The sequence below is a fragment of the Sphingomonas rhizophila genome (assembly GCF_014396585.1).
GTDB lineage: Bacteria > Pseudomonadota > Alphaproteobacteria > Sphingomonadales > Sphingomonadaceae > Sphingomicrobium > Sphingomicrobium rhizophilum.
This window is the reverse complement of the sequence record NZ_CP060717.1, coordinates 750,076-774,379: the sequence shown is the minus strand read 5'-3', so window position 1 is coordinate 774,379 and position 24,304 is coordinate 750,076. Positions and strand designations below refer to the sequence as shown.

General features: G+C 65.7%; 23 protein-coding genes and 2 pseudogenes. 8 read left to right on the top strand and 17 right to left on the bottom strand.

Translation table 11 applies throughout. The features are described 5' to 3' along the window. Positions 1–127: 127 nt before the first annotated feature. From H9L12_RS03765 to H9L12_RS03730, 8 genes are read right to left on the bottom strand one after another with little or no spacing between them, the layout of a single operon-like run. Positions 128–793, bottom strand: coding sequence for a ribonuclease HII (locus H9L12_RS03765; protein ID WP_187542675.1), 666 nt, complete (start codon positions 791–793; stop codon positions 128–130). Positions 794–826: 33 nt separating this feature from the next. Next, on the bottom strand, positions 827–2,026 hold the full coding sequence (thiD, locus tag H9L12_RS14365) for a bifunctional hydroxymethylpyrimidine kinase/phosphomethylpyrimidine kinase (protein ID WP_425506799.1): 1,200 nt from the start codon (positions 2,024–2,026) through the stop codon (positions 827–829). 8 nt (positions 2,027–2,034) lie between these two features. Continuing rightward, positions 2,035–3,375, bottom strand: coding sequence for a phosphoglucosamine mutase (gene glmM / locus H9L12_RS03755; RefSeq protein WP_187542674.1), 1,341 nt, complete (start codon positions 3,373–3,375; stop codon positions 2,035–2,037). 51 nt (positions 3,376–3,426) lie between these two features. Then, a complete protein-coding gene (locus H9L12_RS03750) occupies positions 3,427–4,437 on the bottom strand; it encodes an acyltransferase family protein (RefSeq protein WP_187542673.1) in 1,011 nt (336 codons plus the stop codon). A 59-nt stretch (positions 4,438–4,496) separates the two neighbouring features. After that, positions 4,497–5,180, bottom strand: a complete 684-nt coding sequence (locus H9L12_RS03745; protein WP_187542672.1) for an NnrU family protein — start codon at positions 5,178–5,180, stop codon at positions 4,497–4,499. Beyond that, positions 5,177–6,568 carry an amidohydrolase family protein gene (locus tag H9L12_RS03740; RefSeq protein ID WP_187542671.1) on the bottom strand — a complete coding sequence of 464 codons (1,392 nt, stop codon included), beginning with the start codon at positions 6,566–6,568 and terminating at the stop codon, positions 5,177–5,179. Before H9L12_RS03740 ends, H9L12_RS03745 begins: the two co-directional genes overlap by 4 nt. After that, entirely contained in the window at positions 6,565–7,968 is a 1,404-nt protein-coding gene (locus H9L12_RS03735) for an amidohydrolase (protein WP_187542670.1), read from the bottom strand. Before H9L12_RS03735 ends, H9L12_RS03740 begins: the two co-directional genes overlap by 4 nt. Further along, positions 7,968–9,611 carry a peptide MFS transporter gene (locus H9L12_RS03730; protein WP_187542669.1) on the bottom strand — a complete coding sequence of 548 codons (1,644 nt, stop codon included), beginning with the start codon at positions 9,609–9,611 and terminating at the stop codon, positions 7,968–7,970. The genes H9L12_RS03735 and H9L12_RS03730 overlap by 1 nt, the downstream gene beginning before the upstream one ends. Before the next feature lie 137 nt (positions 9,612–9,748). Here H9L12_RS03730 and H9L12_RS03725 point away from each other — a divergent pair, with 137 nt between their 5' ends. Both H9L12_RS03725 and H9L12_RS03720 read left to right on the top strand, forming a co-directional pair. Beyond that, entirely contained in the window at positions 9,749–10,372 is a 624-nt protein-coding gene (locus H9L12_RS03725) for a nitroreductase family protein (protein WP_187542668.1), read from the top strand. After that, complete coding sequence (locus tag H9L12_RS03720) at positions 10,369–10,725, top strand: GntR family transcriptional regulator (RefSeq protein ID WP_187542667.1); 357 nt, start codon at positions 10,369–10,371, stop codon at positions 10,723–10,725. The genes H9L12_RS03725 and H9L12_RS03720 overlap by 4 nt, the downstream gene beginning before the upstream one ends. On the opposite strand, the gene H9L12_RS03715 is transcribed toward H9L12_RS03720, so the two are convergent. Continuing rightward, a complete protein-coding gene (locus H9L12_RS03715) occupies positions 10,722–12,365 on the bottom strand; it encodes an acyl-CoA dehydrogenase family protein (protein WP_187542666.1) in 1,644 nt (547 codons plus the stop codon). The two genes, H9L12_RS03720 and H9L12_RS03715, sit on opposite strands and share 4 nt — an antisense overlap. Before the next feature lie 54 nt (positions 12,366–12,419). Here H9L12_RS03715 and H9L12_RS03710 point away from each other — a divergent pair, with 54 nt between their 5' ends. Further along, complete coding sequence (locus tag H9L12_RS03710; RefSeq protein WP_187542665.1) at positions 12,420–13,352, top strand: L-threonylcarbamoyladenylate synthase; 933 nt, start codon at positions 12,420–12,422, stop codon at positions 13,350–13,352. A gap of 23 nt (positions 13,353–13,375) precedes the next feature. Here the strand turns inward: H9L12_RS03710 and H9L12_RS03705 are convergent, their stop codons facing one another. The 4 genes from H9L12_RS03705 to H9L12_RS03690 all read right to left on the bottom strand — a co-directional run bounded on the left by H9L12_RS03705 (position 13,376) and on the right by H9L12_RS03690 (position 15,419). Next, a complete protein-coding gene (locus tag H9L12_RS03705) occupies positions 13,376–14,029 on the bottom strand; it encodes a hypothetical protein (protein ID WP_187542664.1) in 654 nt (217 codons plus the stop codon). Positions 14,030–14,101: 72 nt separating this feature from the next. After that, the gene (msrA, locus tag H9L12_RS03700) at positions 14,102–14,653 is read right to left on the bottom strand and encodes a peptide-methionine (S)-S-oxide reductase MsrA (RefSeq protein ID WP_187542663.1); all 552 of its coding nucleotides are present in this window, start codon (positions 14,651–14,653) and stop codon (positions 14,102–14,104) included. Positions 14,654–14,715: 62 nt separating this feature from the next. Continuing rightward, complete coding sequence (locus H9L12_RS03695; RefSeq protein ID WP_187542662.1) at positions 14,716–15,201, bottom strand: PilZ domain-containing protein; 486 nt, start codon at positions 15,199–15,201, stop codon at positions 14,716–14,718. Then, complete coding sequence (locus H9L12_RS03690; RefSeq protein WP_187542661.1) at positions 15,201–15,419, bottom strand: hypothetical protein; 219 nt, start codon at positions 15,417–15,419, stop codon at positions 15,201–15,203. Before H9L12_RS03690 ends, H9L12_RS03695 begins: the two co-directional genes overlap by 1 nt. 224 nt (positions 15,420–15,643) lie before the next feature. On the opposite strand from H9L12_RS03690, the gene H9L12_RS03685 reads away from it, so the two are divergent. Both H9L12_RS03685 and H9L12_RS03680 read left to right on the top strand, forming a co-directional pair. After that, positions 15,644–15,961, top strand: a complete 318-nt coding sequence (locus tag H9L12_RS03685; RefSeq protein ID WP_246450569.1) for a response regulator — start codon at positions 15,644–15,646, stop codon at positions 15,959–15,961. After that, the gene (locus tag H9L12_RS03680; RefSeq protein WP_187542659.1) at positions 15,958–16,842 is read left to right on the top strand and encodes an EAL domain-containing protein; all 885 of its coding nucleotides are present in this window, start codon (positions 15,958–15,960) and stop codon (positions 16,840–16,842) included. Before H9L12_RS03685 ends, H9L12_RS03680 begins: the two co-directional genes overlap by 4 nt. Here the strand turns inward: H9L12_RS03680 and amaB are convergent. Both amaB and H9L12_RS03670 read right to left on the bottom strand, forming a co-directional pair. Next, positions 16,784–18,274 (bottom strand): L-piperidine-6-carboxylate dehydrogenase, encoded by a 1,491-nt coding sequence (gene amaB, locus H9L12_RS03675; protein ID WP_223177148.1) that lies wholly within the window; start codon positions 18,272–18,274, stop codon positions 16,784–16,786. The two genes, H9L12_RS03680 and amaB, sit on opposite strands and share 59 nt — an antisense overlap. Continuing rightward, positions 18,271–19,424, bottom strand: a pseudogene (locus H9L12_RS03670) (aminotransferase). The gene amaB and the pseudogene H9L12_RS03670 overlap by 4 nt, the downstream one beginning before the upstream one ends. A 57-nt stretch (positions 19,425–19,481) precedes the next feature. Here H9L12_RS03670 and H9L12_RS03665 point away from each other — a divergent pair. After that, a complete protein-coding gene (locus H9L12_RS03665) occupies positions 19,482–20,627 on the top strand; it encodes an acyl-CoA dehydrogenase family protein (RefSeq protein ID WP_187542658.1) in 1,146 nt (381 codons plus the stop codon). On the opposite strand, the gene H9L12_RS03660 is transcribed toward H9L12_RS03665, so the two are convergent. Next, complete coding sequence (locus tag H9L12_RS03660; protein ID WP_246450567.1) at positions 20,624–21,898, bottom strand: RNB domain-containing ribonuclease; 1,275 nt, start codon at positions 21,896–21,898, stop codon at positions 20,624–20,626. The two genes, H9L12_RS03665 and H9L12_RS03660, sit on opposite strands and share 4 nt — an antisense overlap. 195 nt (positions 21,899–22,093) lie before the next feature. Between H9L12_RS03660 and H9L12_RS03655 the strand changes: the two genes are divergently transcribed. Continuing rightward, positions 22,094–22,561 (top strand): FKBP-type peptidyl-prolyl cis-trans isomerase, encoded by a 468-nt coding sequence (locus tag H9L12_RS03655; protein ID WP_187542657.1) that lies wholly within the window; start codon positions 22,094–22,096, stop codon positions 22,559–22,561. A 6-nt stretch (positions 22,562–22,567) separates the two neighbouring features. Here H9L12_RS03655 and H9L12_RS03650 read toward each other — a convergent pair whose 3' ends face one another. After that, positions 22,568–23,860, bottom strand: coding sequence for a surface lipoprotein assembly modifier (locus H9L12_RS03650; protein ID WP_187542656.1), 1,293 nt, complete (start codon positions 23,858–23,860; stop codon positions 22,568–22,570). 306 nt (positions 23,861–24,166) lie between these two features. Between H9L12_RS03650 and H9L12_RS14360 the strand changes: the two are divergent. Next, positions 24,167–24,304, top strand: a pseudogene (locus H9L12_RS14360) (winged helix-turn-helix domain-containing protein); the annotation flags it as partial.

Here is a 24,304-nt window from a genome sequence, read left to right as displayed (position 1 = left end):
ATGGGTGAGTCAGCGCGGAGTCGCGGTCAAGCGGCAGCTATCCGGACAAGTTCGGCGGGTCCGCGGAACAAAAGGAATCCGAACGATTCCAACCACAACATCTTGAGTCTTCCGACGGGCTCCAGACTCAAGCGGTAGTGGTGTGGCCTAAAGGACTCGTCATCAAGATTTCGGGGCCGAGCCTGCCCTGACCCGCGCGGGCCAAAGCTTCGCGCACCGGTCCGAAGCTTCGGCGATGCAGCGGCGTCGGTCCCAGCGCCTCCAGCGCGCGGCAATGTTCGGGGGTCGGATAGCCACGGTTCCGCTCCCACCCGTAGCCGGGATGCTCGCGGGCATGGTCGGCCATCAGCCGGTCACGCGTAACCTTGGCGATGATCGAAGCGGCGGCGATCGACCGCGACTTTGCGTCCCCGGCCACGATCGCCACCGACGGTCGTTGCCATTTCGGCAGGCGGTTGCCGTCGACCAGCACCATCGCCGGCTCGAAGCCCAGCGCGTCGACCGCACGCGCCATGGCGAGCATCCGCGCCCAGAAGATGTTGAGCGTGTCGATCTCCTCGACGCTGCACACGCCGACGCCGATCCGCGCCACCTTCTGCAATCGCCCGAAGATGGACTCTCGCGTTTCCAGGTCCAGCTTCTTGCTGTCGTCGATCCCGCGCGGGAACTTCTCCCGGTCGAGAACCACCGCCGCAGCGACGACCGGACCGGCAAGCGGAGCGCAGCCCGCCTCGTCCACGCCCGCCAGCGGCGTCGGATAGTCGCGCTCGATCTTGAAGCAGGGCCGGCCCATGGCGGCGACGCTAAACGGATGGCCGCACGCGCTTCAAGCCCGCCCGCCAAATTCTTGTGGATTACCCGCCGCTTGGCATCCGCCACGGCGGAAAGCGGCGGGCTTCACCTGCGCGGTAGAGGAAAACGGTGTTGCCGGCGGGATCGCGCAGCCGTGCCTCGCGCCACATCCACGGCTGGTTTCGTGGACCATGTTCGAAGGCGATTCCCGAGCGCGCCAATTGTTCGACTCGGTCGTCGAGATCGTCGCATTCGAAATAGATGGCGGTCGACTCGCCGATCGTTTCCTCCGGATCGATCTGGATCGAGAAGGTCGTGCCCCCGCCGTTTCGAACCGGGCATAATTATTGTCCGGCGCGTCGACGATCTGGGTCAGCCCGAGCGCGCGGTAAAAGGCGACCATCTTGGCGTAATCCTTGCCGGTCACCGTCACCTGGTTAAGGCGAAGACCAAGGCCGGTATCCATCCGCACTGCCTGCTGTCCCAGCGGTCCATGCCCCCTGCCCAGCCCCGGCGCCGAATGCAGCGCCATGCGCACGAACAGCCGTCCTCGCTCGACCGCCTGGGGTAGCGAGCAGCCGCAGCCGAGGTAAAAGGCGATCGCCGAGGCGAGCGTGCAACCGGTGCCATGGTTGGAGGCCGTGTTGATCCGCTGCCCCTGCCAGCTGGTGATGTTGTCGTCCTCGACCAGCGCGTCGGCGAGGGCGTCGCCTTCCTCATGGCCGCCCTTGATCAGTACGGCGCAGCGATGCTTCGACACCAGCTGCAGGGCACTGGCGACCTCGTCCTCGGCGTCGGTCAGGCGGCGAAGTTCGGGCAGATTGGGCGTGACGATGGTGGCGACGTCCATAAGCCTTCCGAAGGCAGCCACGGTCGCGTCGTCGGCCAAGGTCGCGCCGCTCGTTGCGACCATTACCGGATCGAACACGATCGGGACATTCTCGAGCAGGCTGAGCCGCTCCGCGATCAGGTTGGCGGTGAAGGCCGACCCGATCATCCCGATCTTGATCGCGTCGATGCCGAGGTCGTCGGCCACCGCGTCGATCTGCGCCAGGACCATCTCGGCCGGGACCGCATGGATCCCGCTGACCCCCTCGGTGTTCTGCGCGGTGATCGCGGTGATCGCCGTCATCGCATGGCCGCCGAGCATGGTGACGGTCTTGATGTCGGCCTGGATGCCGGCTCCGCCGCCGGAATCCGATCCGGCGATGGTCAGGATACGCGCAGGCTTCATCGTCGCGGTCAGGCGGCCGCTCGGGCGACGGCGTCGCAGATGGTGTCGACCAGACGCTCGATCTGCGCCCGGTCCTCGCCTTCCGCCATGACCCGGATCAGCGGCTCGGTGCCGGACTTTCGGATGAGCAGTCGCCCGCTACCGTCAAGCTCGGCCTCCGCACTGGCGATCGCGGTCTTGACCGACGCATCCTCCAGCGGCTGGCCGTCCTTGAAGCGGACGTTCTTCAGCAATTGCGGCAGCGGCTCGAACTGGCGCAGCAGGTCGCTTGCAGGCCGACCGGTATCAACCAGGGCAGCAAGGATTTGCAGGCCGGCGACCAGGCCGTCGCCGGTGGTCGCGTGGTCGGTCAGGATGATATGACCCGACTGCTCGCCTCCGACGTTGCAGCCCTTGTCGCGCATCATTTCCAGCACATAGCGGTCGCCGACCGCGCTGCGATGAAGCGCAAGCCCCTCGCTGTCCAGCTTCCGTTCAAGGCCGAGGTTGGACATCACCGTCGCCACCAGCCCGCCGCCACGCAACGTGCCGGCGTCGCGCTGGCTGAGCGTGATCAGCGCCATTAGCTGGTCGCCGTCGACAATCTGGCCCTTTTCGTCGGCGACGATCAGCCGGTCGGCATCGCCATCAAGCGCCAGCCCGAGGTGCGCGCCCGAAGCGACGACCGTCTCGCGGAGCACGTCCGGCGCGGTTGAGCCGACGCCGTCGTTGATGTTCGTCCCGTCGGGCCGCGTGCCGATCGCGATGACCTCCGCGCCCAGTTCCCACAAGGCTTCGGGCGCGACCTGGTAGGCGGCGCCATTGGCGCAATCGAGCACGACCTTCAGCCCGTCTAGACGAAGCCGGTCGGGGAAGGTCGACTTGGCGAAGTGGACGTAGCGGCCGCGCGCGTCGTCGATCCGCTTCGCCCGGCCGATTTTGTCAGGCGGCACCAGTGTCGGCGCTTCGAACAACAGCTTCTCGATCGCCGCCTCGTCCTCGTCCGACAATTTGTAGCCATCGGGGCCGAACAGCTTGATGCCATTGTCCTCGAACTTGTTGTGGCTGGCGCTGATCATGACGCCCAGGTCGGCGCGCATCGACTGGGTCAGCATCGCCACCGCCGGCGTCGGCATCGGGCCGAGCAGGACGACGTCCATCCCCACCGACGTAAAGCCCGCGACCATCGCCGATTCCATCATGTACCCCGACAGGCGCGTGTCCTTGCCGATCACGACGCGGTGGCGGTGGTCGCCGCGCAAGAAGTGCGCGCCGGCCGCCTGGCCGACCCGAAGGGCAATCTCGGCGGTCAGCGGCGGCGTGTTGGTGCGACCGCGAATCCCGTCGGTGCCAAAGAATTTCCGTCCCATGCCAGACGGCTTAGCCCGAAAAGCGTTAAGCGAAAACGCTAAGGAGGCGGATCACGACCGAGCGGCTGCTTCCCGGTGGTGGAGGCCCCTGATGGCTCGGCGGGCCGGCCGTTCGATGGCGATGAAGGAAAGCCGGGCAACCACGATCACGGCGGCCAGAAAGAAAAACAGGAACCACGGCGAGGTGAATATCGCCGTCGACACGCCGAACTGATGCATGGCCAGCAAGATCATCAACTGGATCGGGACGTGCCACAGGTAGACGCCGTACGTGTTGTCGGCGACCCACGGTACTGCCTTGGCCCAGCGCGACGCCCTGGTGGCCTCCAGCATGGCACAGGCCAGCACCAGGGCCGCGAACAGCGCCAGAACCGCAATTCCCTCCTTCCCGAGCACGAGCAGGGCGGCGAACGCAGTGACGCCCGCGACGATGCAAACCACCTGCCAGGCAACGGGCGCGGCGCGATGGATGACGTAGATGCTGCACCCCATGAAGAAATAGGCGCCGCACGCCGCGATCGGTGAATCCCGTAAGAGGAAGAAAATCGCGGACGCCGCCAGCGGAAGGACCAGCCGCCATCGGAACAGAAAGCCCAGCGACGCCCAGAACAGGGCGTAGATGAACACCTCCGCCGATACCGACCAGATCGGACCGTTGAATGATGATGCGTTCCAGATTCCCCAGCCACTGGCGAACGCAAGGTGGGCGATGAATGTCGCCGGTGAATTGTTGGGATAGATCAGCGGCGCCCCAAATATCCGTCCGCAGGCGATTTGCAGGCCGGCAACGACCAATAGAGTGACCAGGTGCAAGGGATGCAGCCGAGCGATGCGGTGCAGCGCAAAGTCGCGGCCCGAAATGCGCGAGCCCTGATAGACGGCCGCGAACACGAAGCCCGAGATGATCCAGAACAGCTGAACCGCCAGGCCGCCATGTTCGTACAGCAGTCGGAATACGGAGTAGAGCGGATAGTCCGCCATCTTCCCGACCTGCGATTTCCCGAGGCCGGTGAAGTGCTGGTAATGCCAGAACAGGATGGCGCAGGCCGCCAATCCGCGCACGACGTCGATGACATGATAATGCTGTTGGCGCGGTGTTATCGGTCCGCTGACCAGCGCCTTTACGACACGAATGCGAAAATCCCCGCCGGCATATACCCCAACGCACCGTGCGCCCAGGTCGCGACCAGCCACAGGATCGTCCCGCCGGCCAGCGCGAACGCGTCCGGTAGGGCGAAACCCTTGGCAAAGGGCACGAAGGCGGTGCGCCGCTGCCAATCGACCCACGGCGCACCCATCAGCTTTCGCTTCTTGGCGTCCTGTCCTGCCGCGCCACCAAGGGCGAGGACGAGAATCGCGCCGCTCAGGATGAACGAGGCGCAGTTGGGAACCACCAGCGCATGGACCAGCGCCCACAGCGCGAAGCCCCACATCATCGGATGGCGGGTGACCGCGAACGTGCCACGTGCCTCTCCGATGCTGGTGATCGGTTTGCCGGGATTGGGAAACGCCGGATTGCGGCGGAGCGAGCCCACAAACAACACCGATCCGAGCCACATGAGGAGCGTCGCCACCCACCAAAGCCAGGTCGGAACCGCCCACCACGCCTCGGTCGCAGTCCTGACCGCCGGACCATACGCCCAGATCATCCCGCCAAAGAGTAACAGCGAAATGAGCGAATAGACGCCGGCAAAGCCACGCTCGCCGAGCCGAGCCACCATGGCGGCGCGCAGGGGATGCGACATCAGGAAATGGGTGCCGACGAACAGGGCGGAGAAGAGCGCGAGAGCGGTCATCGGGGTCATCGGCGGTAAGCCTCCGGAAGGTCGCGGCGGGTGAGGTCCCTGTAACGGTCCCGCAGCTTCGTTTGATGACTGTCGAGCGGTTGCGCGACCCCGTCGATCCACACTGCCTCCGGGCGCGAGGCATTTTCCAGCGGGTCGCCGGACCAGATGACGACATCGGCTCGCGCGCCTGCCTTGAGGCTGCCGATCTGGTCGTCCAGGCCCATCACCTGCGCCGGGCGCGAGGTCACCATGGCAAACGCGTCGCCCCAGCTGACTCCGCTGGCACCGGGAATGCGGCTGACGGCAACGAGATTGCCGGCATTCTGCCTCTGGTTGCGCTGACGGCGGGTATCGTCCTCCCCGATCATCCCGATCGCAACCTTGACCCCTGCGGTGCGCAGACGACCGACGTTGGACTGTGTCGCGGCGAGCTGCTCGAAACTGGCCGGAAGGTCATTGAGCGCGGAGGCAATCACCCACGTGCCCGAGCGCGCAATCTCCGGCGCGACCATCCACGCCTCCGTCGCACCGACCAGCGCGAGGCGCAGCGCCGGAAATTCGGAGCGCAACCGAAGCACGTTGCGGATGTCGACCGCACGCTCGACATGGACAAGCAGCAATTGCTGGCCGCGAAGGACCGGAACCAGCGCCGCGGCGTCGAACCGAGTAAGCAGCACGTCATCGCTCCGCCGAGCATCGAGCCCGGTGAGGCGCACATCCTCGCGGCTGACGTATGGTATGTCGTCGCCCTGCCGTGGCAAGGCGCGGCCAGCACTTCCGGCGATCGGCCGCATGCCGGCCAGGTCGCGCGCCTCGCGCAGGGCGTTGCGGAACAGGGTGAAGGCCGAGGCACGCGATCCGCCTGCCTTGCCGGCACCGCCCTCGCCCAATTCGACGAATTGGAACGCGCGCGGCCGCATCACCGCGTCAAGGTCATCCCCGAGGTCGATCACTGCACCCTGCCCGGCAAAAATGCTGCGCCCCGCCGACGGCGCGACGATGGCGCGAGTCACTCCATCGGCACGGCCGACGGCGATGGTGGAGGCCTTGGGATTGATCGACGGAGCGATATCGATGGCGGCATTGAACGGGCTGCCATTGGCCTCAGTATCGTCGGCACCGTCCGCGCCAAGGTCGACTTCGGCTAGCCCAAGGCGCGAAAAGCCTGCGATCATCCCCGGAGCGACCCACTTGCCGGCCGCGTCGATGATCCGCGCGCCCGCCGGTACGCGCCGACCCGCGCCGGCGGAGACGATCCGACCATTGCGCAGGACCACGGTGCCACCGACGATCGGCTCCGATCCGTCGCCCAATGCGACCGTCCCGCCGACGATGGCGATGGTCTGGGCGGATGCCGGGGTGACGGCGGCGGCGGCGAGCGCGGCGGCGGCCAGCAACCGGATCATTTGACGTCGCCTTCGCCAGGCTGGCCCAGCTCGAAGTCACTCACCGGCCGGCGGCGCGGGTTCGACGCATCGTACAACAGCGCCCCGTCGACCCACACGCGTTCCGGGCGCGTGTACACACTGAACGGATCGCCGTTCCACAGGACGACATCGGCCATCTTGCCGACCTTCAGGCTGCCCGTGCGGTCGTCGATGCCGAGCGCCCGTGCAGGGTTGATGCCCAGCCAGCGCCACGCGGACGCATCGCTGATGACGTGGCCGGCCCGGCGCCCGTTGGCGAGGGCCTTGGCCGCTTCCTGGTTCAGTCGCTGAATGCCGTTCGCGTCATCGCTATGGACGATGGCGCAGCCGCCAGCCTTGTCGACGAACGGGATATTTTCCTGGATCGCGTCGTACGCTTCCATCTTGAACCCATACCAGTCGGCCCACATCGCCGCGCAGATACCTTCTTTCGCAAGCAGGTCGGCGATCTTGTAGGCCTCCACAGCGTGGTGAAAGGCGGCGATCTTGTAGCCGAACTCACGGCTCATATCGATCATGATCGCCATCTCGTCGGCGCGGTAGCAATGGTTGTGGACGCGAATCTTGCCCGCCAGAACGTTGCGCAGCGTGTCCATCGCGAGATCGCGGACGGGGATGTCGCCGCCCACCGCGTCGTATCTGTCCCACTTGCGCTTATATTCCTGCGCCTTGATCCAGGTCGCGCGCGTGGTGGCGACGTTGCCCATCCGGGTCGCCGGACCGCCCTTCCCGCCATAAACACGCTTCGGATTTTCGCCGCACGCCATCTTGAGGCCATAGGGGGCGGCGGGAAACTTCATCCCCTGGACGGTTCGGGCATAGACGTTCTTGAGGACGACCGAGCGGCCGCCGAACAGGTTTGCCGATCCCGGCAGGATTTGCAGCGTCGTCACCCCGCCATTGGCGAGGGCGCGGCTGAATCCCGGATCCTGCGGCCAGACGCTGTGCTCGGCCCAGACGTCGGGCCGGGCGGGCGCCGTTCCTTCATTGCCGTCGGAATGGCTTTCCACGCCGGGCGATGGGTAGTCACCAAGATGGCTATGCACGTCGATGATTCCCGGAGTGACCCATTTCCCGGCCGCCTCGATGACCACCGCGCCGGCCGGTGCCGTCACTTCGGGCCCGCCGACCGCCTGGACCGTGCCGTCCGCAATCAGCAGGGAGGCATCGTCAATTCGCCCGCCCTCGCCATCGTACAGCGTGGCGCCGCGGATCAGCGTCGGGACGCCCGGATAGCGGACGTAGGTCGACGGATAGGGATTGTCGTTGATCCGGACCGAGGGCCTTGCCGCCTTCTTGGGCGGTGGCGTCTCGGCGCAACTTGCCACGACAAGGGCGAGGACCGCCGCGCCGACGATCCTCGCCCCTATCATGACCATCAAGCCTTGGCTTCGCCGGCGAGGTTAGTGCCCGCCGCCTGTGGCTCGCCGAGCTCGGAATCGCCGGCAAGCCGATCGTCGCGCAGCGTGTCGAGATGCATCCAGCGTTTCACGATCGGGCTGAGCAACAGGACCACGACGCCCGCGCCGACCGCGACCCAACCGATCTTGTTATAGATCGCCAGCGTCAGCTCCTTCGACATCTCGCCGCCTTCACCGCCCGTGGCCTCGCCAATCTTGCCGGCGACAAAGTTGCCGACGGCGGTCATGTAGAACCACGCGCCCATAATGAGCGACGCGAGGTGACGCGGCGCCAGGCGGTTCATGGCACTGAGGCCGACCGGCGAGAGGCAGAGCTCACCAGTCGTCTGGAACAGGTAGATCAGGAAGACGAAAATCACCGGAGTCATCGCCGCCATGCCGACCGACGTCGCGCCCCAGACGAAGACGAGGAAGGCAAGGCCGACCTGCATCAGCGCCAGACCGAACTTTGCCGGAGCCGAAGGTTCCAGACCGCGGCGACCAAGCGTGACCCAGAGGCCGGCGAACAGCGGCGCCAGCAGGATGATGTAGATCGAGTTGATCGACTGGAACACCGACGCCGGCACGTCGCCGCGGTCGACGAAGCGGTCGGTGTAGAGGTTGAGGCTACCGCCCGCCTGCTCGAACAGGCCCCAGAACAACGGATTGAGGCCGATGAGGAACAGGATCGCGAACATCCGTTCGCGCGGCTCCTTGGGCATCTTGAACGCCTCGTAAAGCACGTAGCCGAGGAGGGCGAGGCCCGAGATGATCAACAGGTTCTGGATAACATCCTGATACTGGATCAGGCCCCACATCACCGCCACCGCGGCGAAGCCGATGACGTAGAGGAACGCCTCGCGGCTGACCCCCGCGACGCGATCCTTGAGCGCTGCCGGGTTGGGCGGTTCGCCCGCGCCGTTCAGCACGCCCTTGCCAAGAACGAACACCACCAGGCCCGCGAGCATGCCGATGCCCGCCAGGCCAAAGCCGTAGCCCCAGCCGATGCGCTCGCCCAGGTAACCGACGAGGATCGAACCGGCAGCGGCGCCAAGGTTAATGCCCATGTAGAAGATGGTGTAGGCGGAATCCCGCCGGGTGTCGGTCAGACGGTAAAGCTGCCCGACCATCACCGAGATGTTGGCCTTCAGGAACCCTGAGCCGACGATGATCAACGCCAGCGCCAGCCAGAAGACGTTGATGGTCGGATCCGACTGCCCGCCGGTTCCTTCCACCGCCATCGTCGCGTGACCCAGCGCGAGCAGGATGCCGCCGAACAGCACGGCCTTGCGCTGCCCGAGGTACCGGTCGGCGAGATAGCCGCCTAGCACCGGCGTGATGTACACAAGGCTGGTGTAGGCGCCGTAGATCAGGTTCGACTTGTCATCGGCGAACAGCCAGTGCTTCGTCAGGTAGAAGATCAGCAGCGCCCGCATGCCGTAGTAGGAGAAACGCTCCCACATTTCGGCGAAGAACAGCATGTAGAGGCCCTTGGGGTGGCCAAGGGCTTCGGGCTTGCGCGACGCGGCAATGGTCGCGCCGGCGACGAGGAAAAAGCCGAGGATGACTACGGCGATCGCCGCGATCCAGTCGCCTTCGTTCCAGGTGGATACGGGTTTCATCAGCTTGGGCATCCTTGAACTACTCGGCGTAACCGTCGCATTGCGGTCTTATCGCCTTGAAAGCCGCGCAGACTAGCGGCGAACGGCGCATTGTGAAGCGACTTGTTCGACGAACGGCGAGTCCCTAGTCAATGCGAATGGTTCTCAACGATCGAAGCTCGACCCTTGCCCTGCTCGAAAGCCGCCGGTCAGGGCGGCCCCGCGAAATGGTCGAACCCGGCCCCAGCGACGAGGAAATGGAGCAGATCCTGACCATCGCGGCACGCACGCCCGATCATGGCAAGCTCTTCCCGTGGCGCTTCGTCACCGTCGGCAAGGACCAGCGCGATGCTCTGGCCGAATTACTGACGAAGGCCCTTCCCGAAAGCGAGCCCGAACCCCTGCCCGCCCACTTCGCCAAGGCGCTGGAATTCGCGCACCAGGCGCCGTCGCTCGTCGCATTGGTCTCGGCGCCGGTCGCCAACCACAAGATCCCGGTGTGGGAACAGGAACTGTCGTGCGGAGCCGCGGCGATGAACCTGCTGTGGGCGGTTCACGCATTGGGCTACGTCGGTGGGTGGATCACCGGCTGGGCAACCTATTCGGAACGGGTCCGCGCCGCCTTCTGCGGACCGGGCGAGCGTATTGCCGGCTTTCTTTTCATCGGATCGCCCGGCGCGGAACTGGTGGAACGGCCTCGCGCGCCGCTGGCGACGGTCGCGCGGCAATGGGTGCCCCCAAGACTTGAACAAATCGCGCATCGGTGTATTATGACACCATGACGCTCCGAACCACGCACGAAAAGCCCGTTTATGTCCGCATCCGCGAAGTGATCGCGGACGCGATCCTGTCCGGGAGGTTCGGCGACGGCGATCCCCTTCCCTCGGTCCGCGCGCTCGCGGTCGAGGAAGGCGCCAACCCGCTGACCGTCGCCAAGGCGTATCAAGGCTTCCAGGACGAAGGCCTGGTGTTGGTCCGCCGCGGCGTTGGCATGTTCGTCGCGCCCGGCGCGCGCGCCAAGCTGCGCGATGCCGAGCGCAGCCGCTTCGTCAAGCAGGAATGGCCCGCCATCCGCGAGCGGATGCAGCGCCTCGGCCTCGATCCCGCCGAACTGATGCGAACCGAACGGGCCTAGGCGAGGGCCTCCGCCGAGACGACGTAGAGTTGCTCCGCACCGCTTTCCGCGGCAGCGGCCAGCCCGATCGCCTCCGGCACGACCGACGACAGGAAAAAGGCACTCGTCGCGCGAACTCGATCGTCGGCATCCGGGCTTTTTGCAAGCCGCTCCATCAGCCATCCACCAACCATCACCGCGCACATCGTCAGAAACGGGTAGCTGCCCGCCATCCGGTCGTCGCCGCTGCGGGCGCGCATCGTCGCCGCGGCAACTTCGACCGCGTCGGTCAAGGCGATCAGCAACGGATCGGTCGCTTCCGCCTCGATGTCGGCGATCAGGCCGTCGAAGGCCAGGCCGCCGTCGAGCCCCAGCTTGCGTCCAACGAGGTCGGCTGCCTGGATGCCGTTCGTGCCCTCATAGATTGGCGCGATCCGGGCGTCGCGAAGATGCTGTGCCGCACCGGTCTCTTCGATGAACCCCATCCCGCCATGGACCTGGATTCCGAGGCTCGCCACCTCGCATCCGACATCGGTCCCCCACGCCTTCGCCAGCGGGGTCAACACCTCGGCGCGCATCGCGGCGACCGGGTCTCCGGCGAGACCCCGGTCGAGCTGGCCAAACGCGTAGTAGACTAGCGCCCGTGACGCCGAGGTGAGCGCCCGCATCCGAAGCAGCATTCGACGGACGTCGGGAAATTCGGCAATGGCCTTGCCCGACTGGCGGCGATCCAAGGCATAGGCGACCGCGCGCTGCGTCGCACGTTCGGCGATACCGACCCCCTGCAATCCGACATTCAAACGCGCGTTGTTCATCATCGTGAACATGGCCCGCATGCCGCCCATCTCCGGGCCGACCAGCCAGCCGGTGGCGCCGCCGTGGTCGCCATAACTCATGACACAGGTCGGCGAGGCGTGGATGCCAAGCTTGTGCTCGATCGAAACGCAGCGAAGGTCGTTGGCGCGTCCGTCCGGCAGGACCTTGGGAACCAGGAACAGCGAGATGCCGCGCGTCCCTTCCGGAGCGCCGGGCGTCCGCGCCAGCACAAGGTGGATGATGTTGTCGGCCAGGTCGTGCTCGCCATAGGTGATGAAGATCTTGGTGCCGAAAATCCGCCAGCTTCCATCCCCGTTGGGTTCGGCGCGGGTCTTGAGCGCGCCCACATCGCTTCCGGCTTGCGGCTCGGTCAGGTTCATCGTCGCGGGCCATTCACCCGACACGATCTTGGGAAGATAGTCGCGCTTGAGCTCGTCCGAGCCGTGCCGTTCCAGCGCCTCGATGGCGCCGAACGACAGCATCGGGCACAGTGCGAAGCCGATATTCGCGGCGTTGAGGTCTTCCATCAGCGCCGCCGACAAAGCGAGCGGAAGCGCCTGTCCGCCGGCCGCTTCCGGAGCCGACAGACCCATCCAGCCTCCGTCGACGAAGGAGCGATAGGCAGCCTTGAAGCCCTCCGGCATTCGAACCACGCCATTGTCCCACCGCGCGCCGACGGTATCGCCGATGCGGTCGAGCGGAGCGAACTCGCCTTCTGCCAGCGCGGCCGCACCGTCCAGCACGGCGTCGACCAGGTCGGGATCGCTCGCGGCGGGCAATTCGCCGATCCTGACCACGTCGCGAAGGACCAGGCGCTGGTCGGACACGGGGGCATTGAAGCTCATGCGGATGGGTCCTCGGCCTTGATGCAATGGTCACCGCGCTATAGCGGGCAGGTCATGGCGCCGCCACCCAACCCACGGATCATGCCGTTCGGCGACGAGGCGATCGCGGAGGCGGCGCGACTGATCGCGGCGGGGCAGCCGGTCGCCGTGCCGACAGAGACGGTCTACGGACTTGCGGCCGACGCAACGAACGCAGAGGCCGTGGCGCGAATATATGCCGCCAAGGGCCGGCCAGGCTTCAACCCGCTGATCGTCCACGTGCCGGATCTCGCGGCCGCCGAGGAACTCGGCGAGTTCACCGACGAAGCGCGGGCGCTGGCGGCGGAGTATTGGCCGGGGCCCCTGACCCTGGTCGTTCCACTCCGGCCTGACGCGACCATCGCCGCGCTGGTCACGGCCGGCCTTCCAACGGTCGCGCTTCGAGTCCCGGCGCACCCGGCGATTCGGGCCCTGCTTAATGCCTCAGGCGTCCCGCTTGCCGCTCCTTCGGCGAACGCCAGCGGCCTGATCAGTCCCACGCGCGCCAGCCATGTCGCCGCGAGCCTGGGCGATCGCGTCGCCCTGATCATCGACGGTGGCGCCAGCCAGCGCGGCATCGAATCCACCATCGTCGCTGCGACCGGCGGGCCACTACGTCTGTTACGGCGCGGCCCGATCGACATCGACGCGCAGCTGCCCGCGCCCGGTTCGGGCATCCAGGCGCCCGGCCAACTGGCCAGCCATTACGCCCCTTCGAAGCCGCTCCGGCTCGACGCGACCGACCGGCGCGAGGGAGAATATCTGATCGGCTTTGGGCCCATCGCGGGCGACGATTCCCTCAGCGAGAGTGGCGACCCGGTCCAGGCCGCCGCCCGGCTGTTCGACCTGCTTCATCAGGCCGACGCCGCCGACGCCCCCTCCATCGCGGTCGCGCCCATCCCCGGCAACGGCATCGCCGCCGCCATCCGCGACCGCCTCAAGCGAGCGGCGGCGCCTCGGAAGAGTTAGGGCGGCTCCCGCCGCCCCAACGCTCAGCGAATCGGAGTGGCGACCGGCGTCAGCGCGCTCACCGGCACGGCCGGCAAAGGTGCTGGCTTTACGGCCACCGGCAATGGTGCGAGCGGAGCAACTGGCATAGCCAGGGGCACGTCCTCGTCAACGAAGCTTTTGACGATGGTTCCCACCGGCACCTTTGCGCTGGTACCAGTCATGAAAAATCCTGCCGGCAAGAAGACCAACGCCGAGACCGCTGCCGCACCGACGCCGCCCGCGACGCCCTTGTCGTCGAAAGCTCCGCTCAAGCGAATCTGCCGGCCATTAACGGTCACATAGAGGACCCGCGCACCTAGGTGCCCGGACTTGCCCCACATCCCCTTGTTACGGACATCGGTGATCTCGCCGACTGCGGGACTGCCGACAGGGACGACGGTCGCGCCCTGAACCATAACGGGCTCGGTCGTCTCAAGGCGGAAGCGTTGCCCGACGCGCAGCTTCTTGCCCTTCGTGGTCAATTCTTCGAGCAATCGAAGTGGCACCTCGGTTCCGACCCGCAGGACGGCCTGACTCGGTGCAGCGACCGGCATCGGCTGGACAGTCGGTACTGGCGGCACCACCGGTTGCAGCGTCTGGGCAGCAACAGGCATCGCGGACGCTGCAAACAGCGCCCCGCACAGCAGAAGTTTCATGAATTCCCCCCCCAATTACGAACTAACAATTCGGCGGGAACGCGCCCTGCACCGGCAACAGTTTACAAATTGTTATCTGGCGAGAGTTTCCTGTGACTTTAATTTGGCTTGATAGCTCTTCCGCAGCTTTGCCAGCTTGGGCGGGATGACGGCCAGGCAGTAAGGATTGCGCTGGCCTTCGCCGGCCCAGTAATCCTGGTGATAGTCTTCGGCCGGATACCAGTCTGCCTTGGGCTCGATCGTCGTGACCACCTTGCCGTCGTGGTCGGCGTTGGCGCGGGCGATGCCGGCTTCGGCTTCGGCGCGCTGCTCGTCGTCCTGCGGGAAGATCGCCGAGCGATATTGCGTACCGATGTCATTGCCCTGCCGGTTGAGCTGCGTCGGATCGTGGGTCGCGAAGAAGATGTCGAGAAGGTCGGCGTAGCTGATCTGCTCGGGATCAAAGGCAATCTTGATCGCTTCGGCATGACCGGTGTTGCCGCCGCACACTTCCTTGTAGGTCGGGTTGGTCGTCTGGCCCCCGGTGTAACCACTCTCGACCGACCGTACGCCAACAAGGTCCAGAAACACCGCCTCGGTGCACCAGAAACATCCGCCCGCCAGCACCGCAACCTGGTCAGCCATCGTCATTCTCCGCTTGTCGAGTTGAAGCGAAGATAGGAAGCGCCGGGGCTTGACGAAAGGGGTCAGCCTTTCTTGATGCTCGCCTTGAGCGCGGCCATCTCGAGCCGCTTGCCGATCCACTCGGCCAGTTCCTCGAACTTCAGCGGCTGGTCGAAGACCACGCCGGCGCGGCGGTCGGAGAACCAACGGACCTCGCCGCGAATGGGGCGCAGGCTCTCGACCACGACGACCACTTCGCGACCTAGGCAATATTCCTCGATCGGCTCGACCTTGAGGCCGCCAAGCGAAATGTCATGCACGTCGACCGTGTAATAGGTCTTGCCGACCTTCAGGCTGGCCTTGCATTCGACGCTGAGGCGCGGCGGGCGCGGGCGAAAACCGTGCCGCGGCTTGCGGCCAGCAAGCAGCTCGCCGAGGTCGAGGTTGTTGTCGAACTTGAAGCCGGCGGTGCCTTCGCGTGTCCACACCACGTGGCAGGGTATTTTCTGCGAGGAGAATTCGAGCCGGACCTTGGTGCCGACCGGGATTGCGTGGCCGACCTCCGCCATCAGGCCCCGGCGGACACGTTACGGACACGCACCAGTTGCTCCCGGCCGCTTTCCTCCAACACCTTGGCAATCTGCAGGATGGGCATGATGCGTTCGTCGTCGCGGCGCTCTTCGGGACGCGGCACCGCGGTCGACAACGAAAAGGTCGTCGAGTCGAACGCGCCGTCATCGAGCCCGAGCGGGCGGCTGGGGCGGCGCCGGATCAGCGCTTCGAACATTCACAGGTCTCCCGCGAAGAGGACATAAATTGCTTCAAAGCGGGACGATATGCGGAACGGGGTTAAAAAGGCGTTTCGTGCGTTTGACCTCTTGTCGGTAAGCAGTACAGGGTGACCGTTAACCTTGTCACGATCGGGAAATATTTTTGCCATCGAGCCAGCCCAAACTGCTTGTGATCGACGACGAACCGGCCCTGGCGGACTTCGTCGCCCAAACAGCTGAGATGTGCGGCTTTTTGCCGATGCAGACGAGCAACGACACGGCGTTTCGCGACCAGTTCATGGCCGATCCGCCAGCGATGGTTGCCCTTGATCTCGGAATGCCGGGGATGGACGGAATCGAACTTTTGCGCTTTCTGTCGGCTCAGGGTTTCGAGGGGCCTGTGCTGATCATTTCGGGATTTGACCGGCGCATCTTGGAAAGCGCGTTCCGACTCGGATCGGCGCTGGGCCTCGACATGGTCGGCCCGCTGGAAAAGCCCGCACGGATCGACGAACTTGAAGCGATCCTCGAACGAAGCAAGCCGCGGCTGGTGGAATGATCGCGCAAGCCGATCTCGGCATGCTCGATGGGCTCGAACGGGCTCTCCTCAATGGCCGCCTGCACATGGCCTACCAACCCAAGGTCTCGCTTCGCGACGGGTCGCTCCGCCGGGTCGAGGCACTGGTCCGCTGGGACGATCCCGAACTGGGCGCGGTGCCCCCTTCCCGCTTCGTCCCGCTCGCGGAACGCCATGGACTGATCGACGACCTCACCCAATGGGGCCTCCGCACGACCCTTCGCCAATGGCGCAAATGGCAGGACGAAGGCATCGACACCGACCTCGCCTTCAACATTTCAGCCGTCAGCCTCGACCAGCTCGACTTTCCAGACCTGGTCGAACGGATGTGCCGCGCGCTTGCGGTGCCGACCGAGCGCCTGGTCCTTGAACTGACCGAAGGCGCGACCCAGCCCCTGATCAAGCTGATGGACACGCTGACGCGCTTCCGGATCAAGGGCATCGGCCTTGCGATCGACGATTTCGGGGTTGGTTATTCGACCCTGATGCAGCTCCGCCAGCTGCCCTTTACCGAGCTCAAGATCGATCGCTTCTTCGTCCAGGATTCACCGCAGGAACAGGACAGCGCGCTGATCGTGCGCTCGATCATCGACCTTGCCCACGGACTTGGCCTCTCCGTCACCGCGGAAGGCGTGGAAACGCCGGCGCAGCTGCGCCTGCTGCGTGCGCTCGAATGCGACATCGCCCAAGGCTATCTCGTGTCGCAGCCGCTGGCGCCCGACACGCTCGGCGCGTGGTACGAAAGCTGGAAGAAGCAGTGGCCCGAACTGGTGGGGGAGCGGCGGCGCCCGCGCGCCGACCCCACTAGCCGTCGATCTCGAAACGGACACCCTGAGCCAGAGGCAGAGCCGACCCATAGTTGATGGTGTTGGTCGAGCGCCGCATGTAGGCGCGCCAGCTGTCAGTCCCGCTTTCGCGGCCGCCGCCGGTTTCCTTTTCTCCACCGAAAGCCCCGCCGATCTCCGCACCTGACGGGCCGATATTGACGTTGGCAATCCCGCAGTCGGAGCCGGTGTCGGCGATGAATGCTTCGGCTTCTCGAAGGTCGGTGGTGAAGATCGCGCTGCTCAGCCCTTGCGGAACCGCGTTGTTGAGCGCGATTGCCTCTGCCAGCGTGTCGTAGCGCAGCACGTAGAGGATGGGGGCGAACGTCTCCTGCAGCACGACGCCGTCGTGCGCCGCCATTTCGACGAGCGCCGGGCGGACGAAGCGGGGGCCAAGTCGTTCGCCGCCATGGACGATGCCGCCCTGTGAACGGGCCGCATCCAGTGCATCCGCCATCGTGTCGGCCGCTGCCTCGTCGATCAGCGGGCCGACCAGCACGCCGTCGTCACGCGGATCGCCGACCGGTAGAAGCGCGTAAAGCGCGGCGAGGCGCGCCACAAAGCCATCGGCAATCGACTGGTGGACGATCAGTCGACGGAGCGTCGTGCATCGCTGCCCCGCCGTCCCCGCTGCCGAGAACAGGATGGCCCGCTCGGCAAGCTTGAGGTCGGCGCTCGGCGCGACGATCATCGCGTTGTTGCCGCCCAGTTCGAGCAGCGAACGTCCGAATCTCGCCGCGACCAGCGGGCCGATCGTGCGGCCCATTCGCGTCGAACCCGTCGCCGAGACCAGGGCGATGCGTGGATCGCGCGCCAGGGCCTCGCCGATTTCGCGGCCGCCGTGAAGCAACTGCGCAAGGCCCGCTGGCGCGTCCCCGAAACGGGCGACGGCGCGATCGAGCAAGGTCATCACCGCCGCGGCGGTGAGCGGTGTCTTTTCGCTCGGCTTCCACAGGATCGAATTGCCGCAGACCAGGGCCAGCGCCGCGTTCCAAGCCCACACCGCGACCGGGAAGTTGAACGCGCTGACGATCGCGACCGGCCCCAGGGAATGCCATTGTTCGATCATCCGGTGCTCCGGCCGTTCGCTGGCGATGGTCAGCCCATACAGTTGCCGCGACAGCCCGACGGCGAAGTCGCAGATGTCGATCATCTCCTGCACTTCGCCGAGGCCTTCGGAAACGATCTTGCCGGCCTCCAGCGTTACCAGCCGGGCAAGCGGCTCCTTGGCGGCGCGAAGCTCCTCGCCCAGCAGGCGGACCAGTTCGCCACGGCGCGGCGCCGGGACGGCGCGCCACGCTTCGAACGCGTGCCGGGCATCGGCGATGATCTTGTCGACGTCGGCGGCCTTCGGGGTTTGCACCGAGCCAAGGATTTCGCCGTCGATCGGCGACACGGACTCAAGATCGCCGTTCTCCGGGACCATGCCAAGCGCTGCGTATAAGCCGCGCATCTCTTCGCTGGTCTTCATCGCGCCAACTCCCGCGCCCGTGCCATGGCTGCGATGCCGGCGTCGATCGTCTCGTCGCGCTTGGCGAAGCAGATGCGCACCAGGTGACCCGGCGCGTCCTGCTCATAGAAAGAGGACAGCGGCACCACCGCCACTCCCGCACGCTCGACCGCCATGGCGGCAAACTCTTCATCGTTCATCGTGATGCCGGAAGCCGCCAGGTCAACGACCTGAAAATAGGTGGAATCGCTGGGCAGCGCGACAAATCCCGCGGCCCGAAGCCCATCCGCCATCCGGTCGCGAGCGCGGGCGAAGCTTGCTCGCATCGGCGCCAGCCAGGCGTCGCCTTCCGCAAGTCCGAATGCCACCGCCGCCTGCAGGTTGGGCGCGGTCGCGAACGTCAGGAATTGGTGGGCTTGCGACGCGACCGAAACCCGTGCCGGATTGCCCGCGATCCAGCCAATCTTCCAGCCGGTGAGCGAAAAGATCTTTCCAGCGGAGCCGCACTTCAACGTTCGGTCCGCCATTCCATCCAGCGAAGCGATCGGGACGAACTGCTGCCCGTCGAGCACCAGATGTTCCCATACCTCGTCGCTGATGACGACAAGGTCGTGCTCGCGGCTAGTGCAGCCACCGCTTCGAGTTCATCGGTGTCGAACAATCGGCCGAGGGGATTGTGCGGGTTGTTGAAGATGATTGCGCGCGTTCGCGGGCTGACCGCAGCGGCCAGGGCATCGCGCTCGATACGGAAATCGGGTGCCCGAAGTGCCACCTCACGAACAACGCCGCCGGCGCGCCGCACGAGCGGCGCATACGCATCATAGGCCGGCGCGAGGATGATCACTTCGTCACCCGGCTCGATCGTGGCGAGGATGGAGGCCGCCAGCGCTTCAGTCGCGCCCGACGTGACGCAGATGCCCTCCGCCGACAGGTCGAGCCCGTGATGACGGCGGTAATGGTCCGCGACCGCTTGCCGAAGCGCCGGCAGGCCGCGCGAAGGCGCATACTGGTTCGACCCCTCGGTCAACGCGCGCGCCGCGGCGTCGAGGATTTCCGTCGGCCAACCGAAGTCGGGGAAGCCCTGCCCCAGGTTGACCGCGCCATGCTTCACCGCTGCCAGGCTCATGCGTTCGAACACGCTGACCGGCATTTTTTCGTAGAGGGGATTCATGGCGCCGGACCGTAGCGCCGCATTGCAAGCGGGCAAGCGTTCGCTAGGCTCCCGCTCATGATCAATGCTGCCGACCGCTCGCTGTTCAGTGACGACCACCACGCCTTTCGCGACACGGTGCGCAAGGTTCTCGCCGACGTCATCGAGCCGCGCCTCGACGATCACGAGCGCAACGGAATCGTCGAGCGCGAGGCGTGGGCGCGTGTCGGCGCGGCCGGCCTGCTGTGTCCGCAAGTGCCGGAGGCCTACGGCGGCCCGGGCCTCGACTTTTCATTCAACGCCATCGTCGGGGAAGAGTTGAGCTACCTCGGCTCGGCTGCGGGCTTCACGCTGCAAAGCGACATCGTCGCCGACTACCTCGTCCATTACGCCAGCGAGGAGCAAAAGAAGCGGTACCTTCCCGGCATGGTCGACGGAACGACCATCACCGCCATCGCCATGACCGAGCCCGGCGCCGGCAGCGACCTTCAGGGTATCCGCACCACTGCGAAGCGCGACGGTAACGGCTGGACGCTGTCGGGCAGCAAGACCTACATCACCAACGGCTTCAGCGCCGACCTGGTCATCGTCGTCGCCCGTACGACCGAGGAAGGCGGCGCAAAGGGCTTGTCGCTGTTTTTGGTAGAAGATGGCGACGAAGGATTCAGCCGCGGCCGCAACCTCGACAAGATCGGGCTTCACGGCAACGACACCGCCGAGCTTTTCTTCGACGAGGTATCGCTTCCCGCCGACCGACTGATCGGCGCCGAGAATGCCGCTTTCATCATGCTCATGCAGCAGTTGCCGCAAGAACGTCTGTCGATCGCGGTCCAATGCCAGGCGGGCGCGCAGCGCGCTTATGATGAAGCGGTCAAGTTCACTTCGGACCGCAAGGCGTTCGGTCGGCGTATTATCGATTTCCAGAACAGCCGGTTCACCCTGGCCGACATGACGGCCAAGCTTCAGGTCGGCTGGGCGCACCTGGATTGGGCCATTGCCCGCCATGTCGCCGGCAGGCTGACACCGGCCGAAGCGAGCGCGGCCAAGCTGTGGCACAGCGAAACCGGCTGGGGGATCATGGACGCCGCGCTGCAGCTTCACGGCGGCGCCGGATACATGAACGAATATCCGATCGCGCGGCTGTGGCGGGATGCCCGCGTCGCCCGTATCTATGGCGGCACTAGCGAGATCATGAAGGAACTGATCGGCCGAAGCCTCGGCTAGGCCGCCCGTTCGAACCTTATCAGGCGGCGGTCCGGGTCGGCCTCAGTCAGCTTCACCTGCAGCGCATCCCCGGGCGAAGCGCCGTCGGTCACGACCCGCGACACGATTGGCAGGTCGCAAAGCTGGATCCGGGTGCCGCGATCATCGACATCCGTTACGACCGCCGAATGGGTCGCGCCCACTCCGTCCATCAACATCACAGCCTCCGCTAGATCGACGACAGCCCGCCGCAGGTTGGCATCCAGCGAGTCCGTCTTGGCCATGACGCCCGGCAATTTTTCGAATGCCGCGGCGACGCTGGCCGGAACGGGCAAGCCATTCGCCACAGCCAGTGCCGCCTCGACCACATAGCGATCCGCCAGCCGCCGCAGGGGAGCCGTGGCATGGGCATAGGTCGCGGCCATTGCCGAGTGGAACGGCACCGCTCCCTCGCGATAGGGAACATAGGACGCGCCCTCGCCCGCTCGGCGGATGGCCATCATCATTGCCGCATCGCGCGGGTTCGACGGATCGAGCCGGGTCTCGAATTGCTCCAGGCTAACCGCGGCCGGCCAGTCGATGGCAAACGCCTGCGCCGTATGGCGGAGACGCCTGACCGCCCGCTTCGTCGGTTCGGCCATTACCCGGAAGAGACCCGTGCGTCGTTCAAACAACAGCTTCGCGACCGCAAGATTGCAGGCGAGCGACAATGCGCTGTTCTGCGCCTCGGACCGGAGCCGCGGACGGAAGCGAAGCTCATAGCCGTCGCCCTCCACCGCGTTGACCTCTTGCTCGGGCGGATCGACGCGGGACGCGCCGCGCCGGGCCTCGGCCGCCTGGATCCGTTCGGCGAACTCGTGGAAATCCGCCGGCAATTGCTCGGGCGTAACCTGGTCATAAGCCAGCTTTGCGCGGCTCCGGATCAGCGAGCGTTCCACGCCAACTAATTCGACCTCGCCCGCTTCGTCGACCCGCACCTCGAAAATGACCGCCGGCCGCGGTCCGTCGGGCAGCAGGCTGGCCGCTGCTTCGCTTATTACCGGCGGATAAAGCGGCTCCTTCCCGTCCGGAAGGTAAATACTTGCGCCGCGGCGCCATGCCTCGGCGTCGACCAGGCTGCCTTCAGGGACGAACCAGCCGACATCCGCGATGGCATAGTGGAGAACGATCGCGGCGGCGTCGCGCGAGAAGCAGAACGCCTGGTCGAGATCGGTGGACGTCGCCGGGTCGAGCGTGACGAATGGCAGTTCGGTCCGATCGGCGTGGCCGTCAACCGGCTTTCGGGCGAGCATTTCCGCCTCCGCCAGCACGTCCGGGGGAAGTCCAATGGCACCTGGAATTGCTGGCGAATGGCGCCAAGCCCACTGGCGAGGACGTGGTGAGGATCGACGATTGCCTTCATGGAAGTGCGCTAGCCGCTGCGCTGCCGAACGCAAAGCGCCGGAAAATGACTTTCGCGGATCAGCGGAGGCGCTAAGCAGGGCCGCATGAAAATCCTGCTGCCCGCCGTCGCCGCCGTCTCGCTATCTCTTAGCGCCTGCGCGACCCGCACACCGCCCGAGACCCCGGCCGGGGCCAACTTCCTCGCGCGCAACGCCGCCGCATCGAAGCGCGTGGTTCAGACCGCGAGCGGCCTTCAGTATTTCATCGTCAAGTCGGGACCGAAATCGGGCATCTCGCCGAAGGACGGTGACCTCGTGACCTTCGACTATGAGGGCAAGCTGACCAACGGCACGGTGTTCGACAGCAGCTTCGCCCGGGGCGAGCCGCTGACCGGCAACGTCGGTAAATTCGTCAAGGGTTTCGACGAAGCACTCAAGATGATGAAGCCCGGTGACGAGTGGATCGTCTGGATCCCGCCTCAGCTTGGCTATGGAGACCGAACCCTCGACGAAATCCCCGCCGGAAGCATCCTGCGCTTTCGACTGGCGCTCCGGTCGGTGACACCGGCTTAGGCCGTTCTAGAACGCCCGGCTGATGCCGAACTCGGTCCGGGTGCGGCGATAATCGTAGAATTCCACCGTGCTGCTGTTGCGCTCATGGGTCACCCGCACCGTTGGCGCGAAACCCGCGAAGGTCAGCTTGCGAAGGACCATCCCCGCCTGGAGACGAAGTGACCGGTCCTGCCGGACCTTGGGCAGCAGGGACAGGCGCTCGTCGGCCTTGAGACGGCCAACCTCCACGCCCAGCGAAACCGTCGCCCGACCCATGTCGCGATAAAGATTGATCGAGGCCGACCGCGACCGGGTCGAATAGGCCGGGCCCGTCGCGGCGAAACGATCGATGCCCCCGCCGACGCTGGCCACCAGGCGCGGCGACAAGGCTCGTTCGTAGCGCGCGGTCACACTTCGACCGCGTCCGTCCTGCTGGTCATTGAACAGATTGTTCGTCCATCGCGCCGACCCGTCGAGGCGGAGTTGGGACATGCGATCCACCGACAGCCATGCCGTCCCGCCGGCCCGAAGGCTTCGAACGAACGACCGCATCCCGTACCACTGCTGCGACCCGCCGACGTTCAGTGCCAGCCGTGTGGAGCCGATGCGAAATTCAGGCCCAAGGCCCGCGGACAGGCTGATGTCATTGAACCGCCGCTGCCGGTAGAGATTGCTGTCGAAGGACGCGTAGAGCTTGAGCGCCGTGTCTTCCGTCAGGTCCACGCGACCTTGCGCCAGTCCGCGGATCGATGCGCCGAGCCCGGACTTGGCGCGCGCACTTTCATTGACTTCGAATTCGCCGAACACCGTATCCAGCGTGTCGGATCGGGTGGCCCGATTGACGTTGCTGTCCGGCGCAATCGCCATCTCGAGCTGGAAGGAGAAGGGCTGATTTGCCCGCAGGGAAGCGCTCATCCGATCGACCAACCGCGCGGCGTTCATGGGAAGGTCCAGGGTTCCCAGCGAGCGGAGCTCACGAAGCGCGGCGGCCTCGTCCCCCATTTTCTGAAGCAGCCCGACAAGCTCGAACCGCGGGGGCGCTGCCTTGGGATGCTCGTCGATCAGGCGGCGAAGGAGGACCGCGGCTTCACGAGTCTTGCCTTCGCCAGCGAGGTATCTGGCGGTCCGGAACTGTGCTTCGGCCCTGATGTCGGGGTTGGGATCCTCGGTCAGGGCCTGGTACAGGCGCGCGGCTTCGTCGCGGTGGCCGCTGCGTTCAAGTTTTTGCGCAAGGGCCAGGAGCGAGGTTGCGCTAAACTCGCGTTCGCCAGCGACAGCGCTTGTCGGAACCGCGCTCGTCAGCGCGATGGCCGTCATCATCCACCGAAATGACTTGGCAGTCATGACGCGCGCAAGCCACCGGACTGACCGAACCCCTTAAACATTTGCAAGGCCCAACTCCGCTACACCAGCAGCGGCGTAGAATGGCTTGCCTTCTTGTGCGATGAGGATGTGCCGATCATGATCTGACCATCTGCCGATGGTCCGGTGCGCGAAGGGAACGGGGTTGGTGAAACCAGCGGATCTTGCGGCTAGGGCTGACTTCCAGGCCGGGGCGATGATGGTCAGCCCGGCTCGTCGAAAGATCGAGGGCCAGCCGGGTCCCTTCAGGTCGAACCACTGACGATGCAGGTGTTCCTGTTGCTGCTCGATCACGCCAACGAAGTCGTCACCCGTGATGCCATTTTCGCGGCCGGGTGGGGCGGTGCGATGGTCGGTGACGACAGCCTCAACCGGGCGATCAACCGGGTACGGCGGATCGCG

Bases quoted from the DNA above. Each gene is read 5' to 3' on its own strand.
- H9L12_RS03705 (WP_187542664.1), bottom strand. From the start codon at position 14,029: ATGAAACTTCTGCTGTGCGGGGCGCTGTTTGCAGCGTCCGCGATGCCT.
- H9L12_RS03765 (WP_187542675.1), bottom strand. From the start codon at position 793: ATGGGCCGGCCCTGCTTCAAGATCGAGCGCGACTATCCGACGCCGCTG.
- H9L12_RS03665 (WP_187542658.1), top strand. From the start codon at position 19,482: ATGATCAATGCTGCCGACCGCTCGCTGTTCAGTGACGACCACCACGCC.
- msrA (WP_187542663.1), bottom strand. From the start codon at position 14,653: ATGGCTGACCAGGTTGCGGTGCTGGCGGGCGGATGTTTCTGGTGCACC.
- H9L12_RS03745 (WP_187542672.1), bottom strand. From the start codon at position 5,180: ATGACCCCGATGACCGCTCTCGCGCTCTTCTCCGCCCTGTTCGTCGGC.
- glmM (WP_187542674.1), bottom strand. From the start codon at position 3,375: ATGGGACGGAAATTCTTTGGCACCGACGGGATTCGCGGTCGCACCAAC.
- H9L12_RS03725 (WP_187542668.1), top strand. From the start codon at position 9,749: ATGGTTCTCAACGATCGAAGCTCGACCCTTGCCCTGCTCGAAAGCCGC.
- H9L12_RS03715 (WP_187542666.1), bottom strand. From the start codon at position 12,365: ATGAGCTTCAATGCCCCCGTGTCCGACCAGCGCCTGGTCCTTCGCGAC.
- thiD (WP_425506799.1), bottom strand. From the start codon at position 2,026: ATGAAGCCTGCGCGTATCCTGACCATCGCCGGATCGGATTCCGGCGGC.
- H9L12_RS03740 (WP_187542671.1), bottom strand. From the start codon at position 6,568: ATGATCCGGTTGCTGGCCGCCGCCGCGCTCGCCGCCGCCGCCGTCACC.
- H9L12_RS03650 (WP_187542656.1), bottom strand. From the start codon at position 23,860: ATGATGACGGCCATCGCGCTGACGAGCGCGGTTCCGACAAGCGCTGTC.
- H9L12_RS03730 (WP_187542669.1), bottom strand. From the start codon at position 9,611: ATGAAACCCGTATCCACCTGGAACGAAGGCGACTGGATCGCGGCGATC.
- H9L12_RS03735 (WP_187542670.1), bottom strand. From the start codon at position 7,968: ATGGTCATGATAGGGGCGAGGATCGTCGGCGCGGCGGTCCTCGCCCTT.
- amaB (WP_223177148.1), bottom strand. From the start codon at position 18,274: ATGAAGACCAGCGAAGAGATGCGCGGCTTATACGCAGCGCTTGGCATG.
- H9L12_RS03655 (WP_187542657.1), top strand. From the start codon at position 22,094: ATGAAAATCCTGCTGCCCGCCGTCGCCGCCGTCTCGCTATCTCTTAGC.
- H9L12_RS03720 (WP_187542667.1), top strand. From the start codon at position 10,369: ATGACGCTCCGAACCACGCACGAAAAGCCCGTTTATGTCCGCATCCGC.
- H9L12_RS03660 (WP_246450567.1), bottom strand. From the start codon at position 21,898: ATGCTCGCCCGAAAGCCGGTTGACGGCCACGCCGATCGGACCGAACTG.
- H9L12_RS03685 (WP_246450569.1), top strand. From the start codon at position 15,644: ATGTGCGGCTTTTTGCCGATGCAGACGAGCAACGACACGGCGTTTCGC.
- H9L12_RS03710 (WP_187542665.1), top strand. From the start codon at position 12,420: ATGGCGCCGCCACCCAACCCACGGATCATGCCGTTCGGCGACGAGGCG.
- H9L12_RS03695 (WP_187542662.1), bottom strand. From the start codon at position 15,201: ATGGCGGAGGTCGGCCACGCAATCCCGGTCGGCACCAAGGTCCGGCTC.
- H9L12_RS03680 (WP_187542659.1), top strand. From the start codon at position 15,958: ATGATCGCGCAAGCCGATCTCGGCATGCTCGATGGGCTCGAACGGGCT.
- H9L12_RS03690 (WP_187542661.1), bottom strand. From the start codon at position 15,419: ATGTTCGAAGCGCTGATCCGGCGCCGCCCCAGCCGCCCGCTCGGGCTC.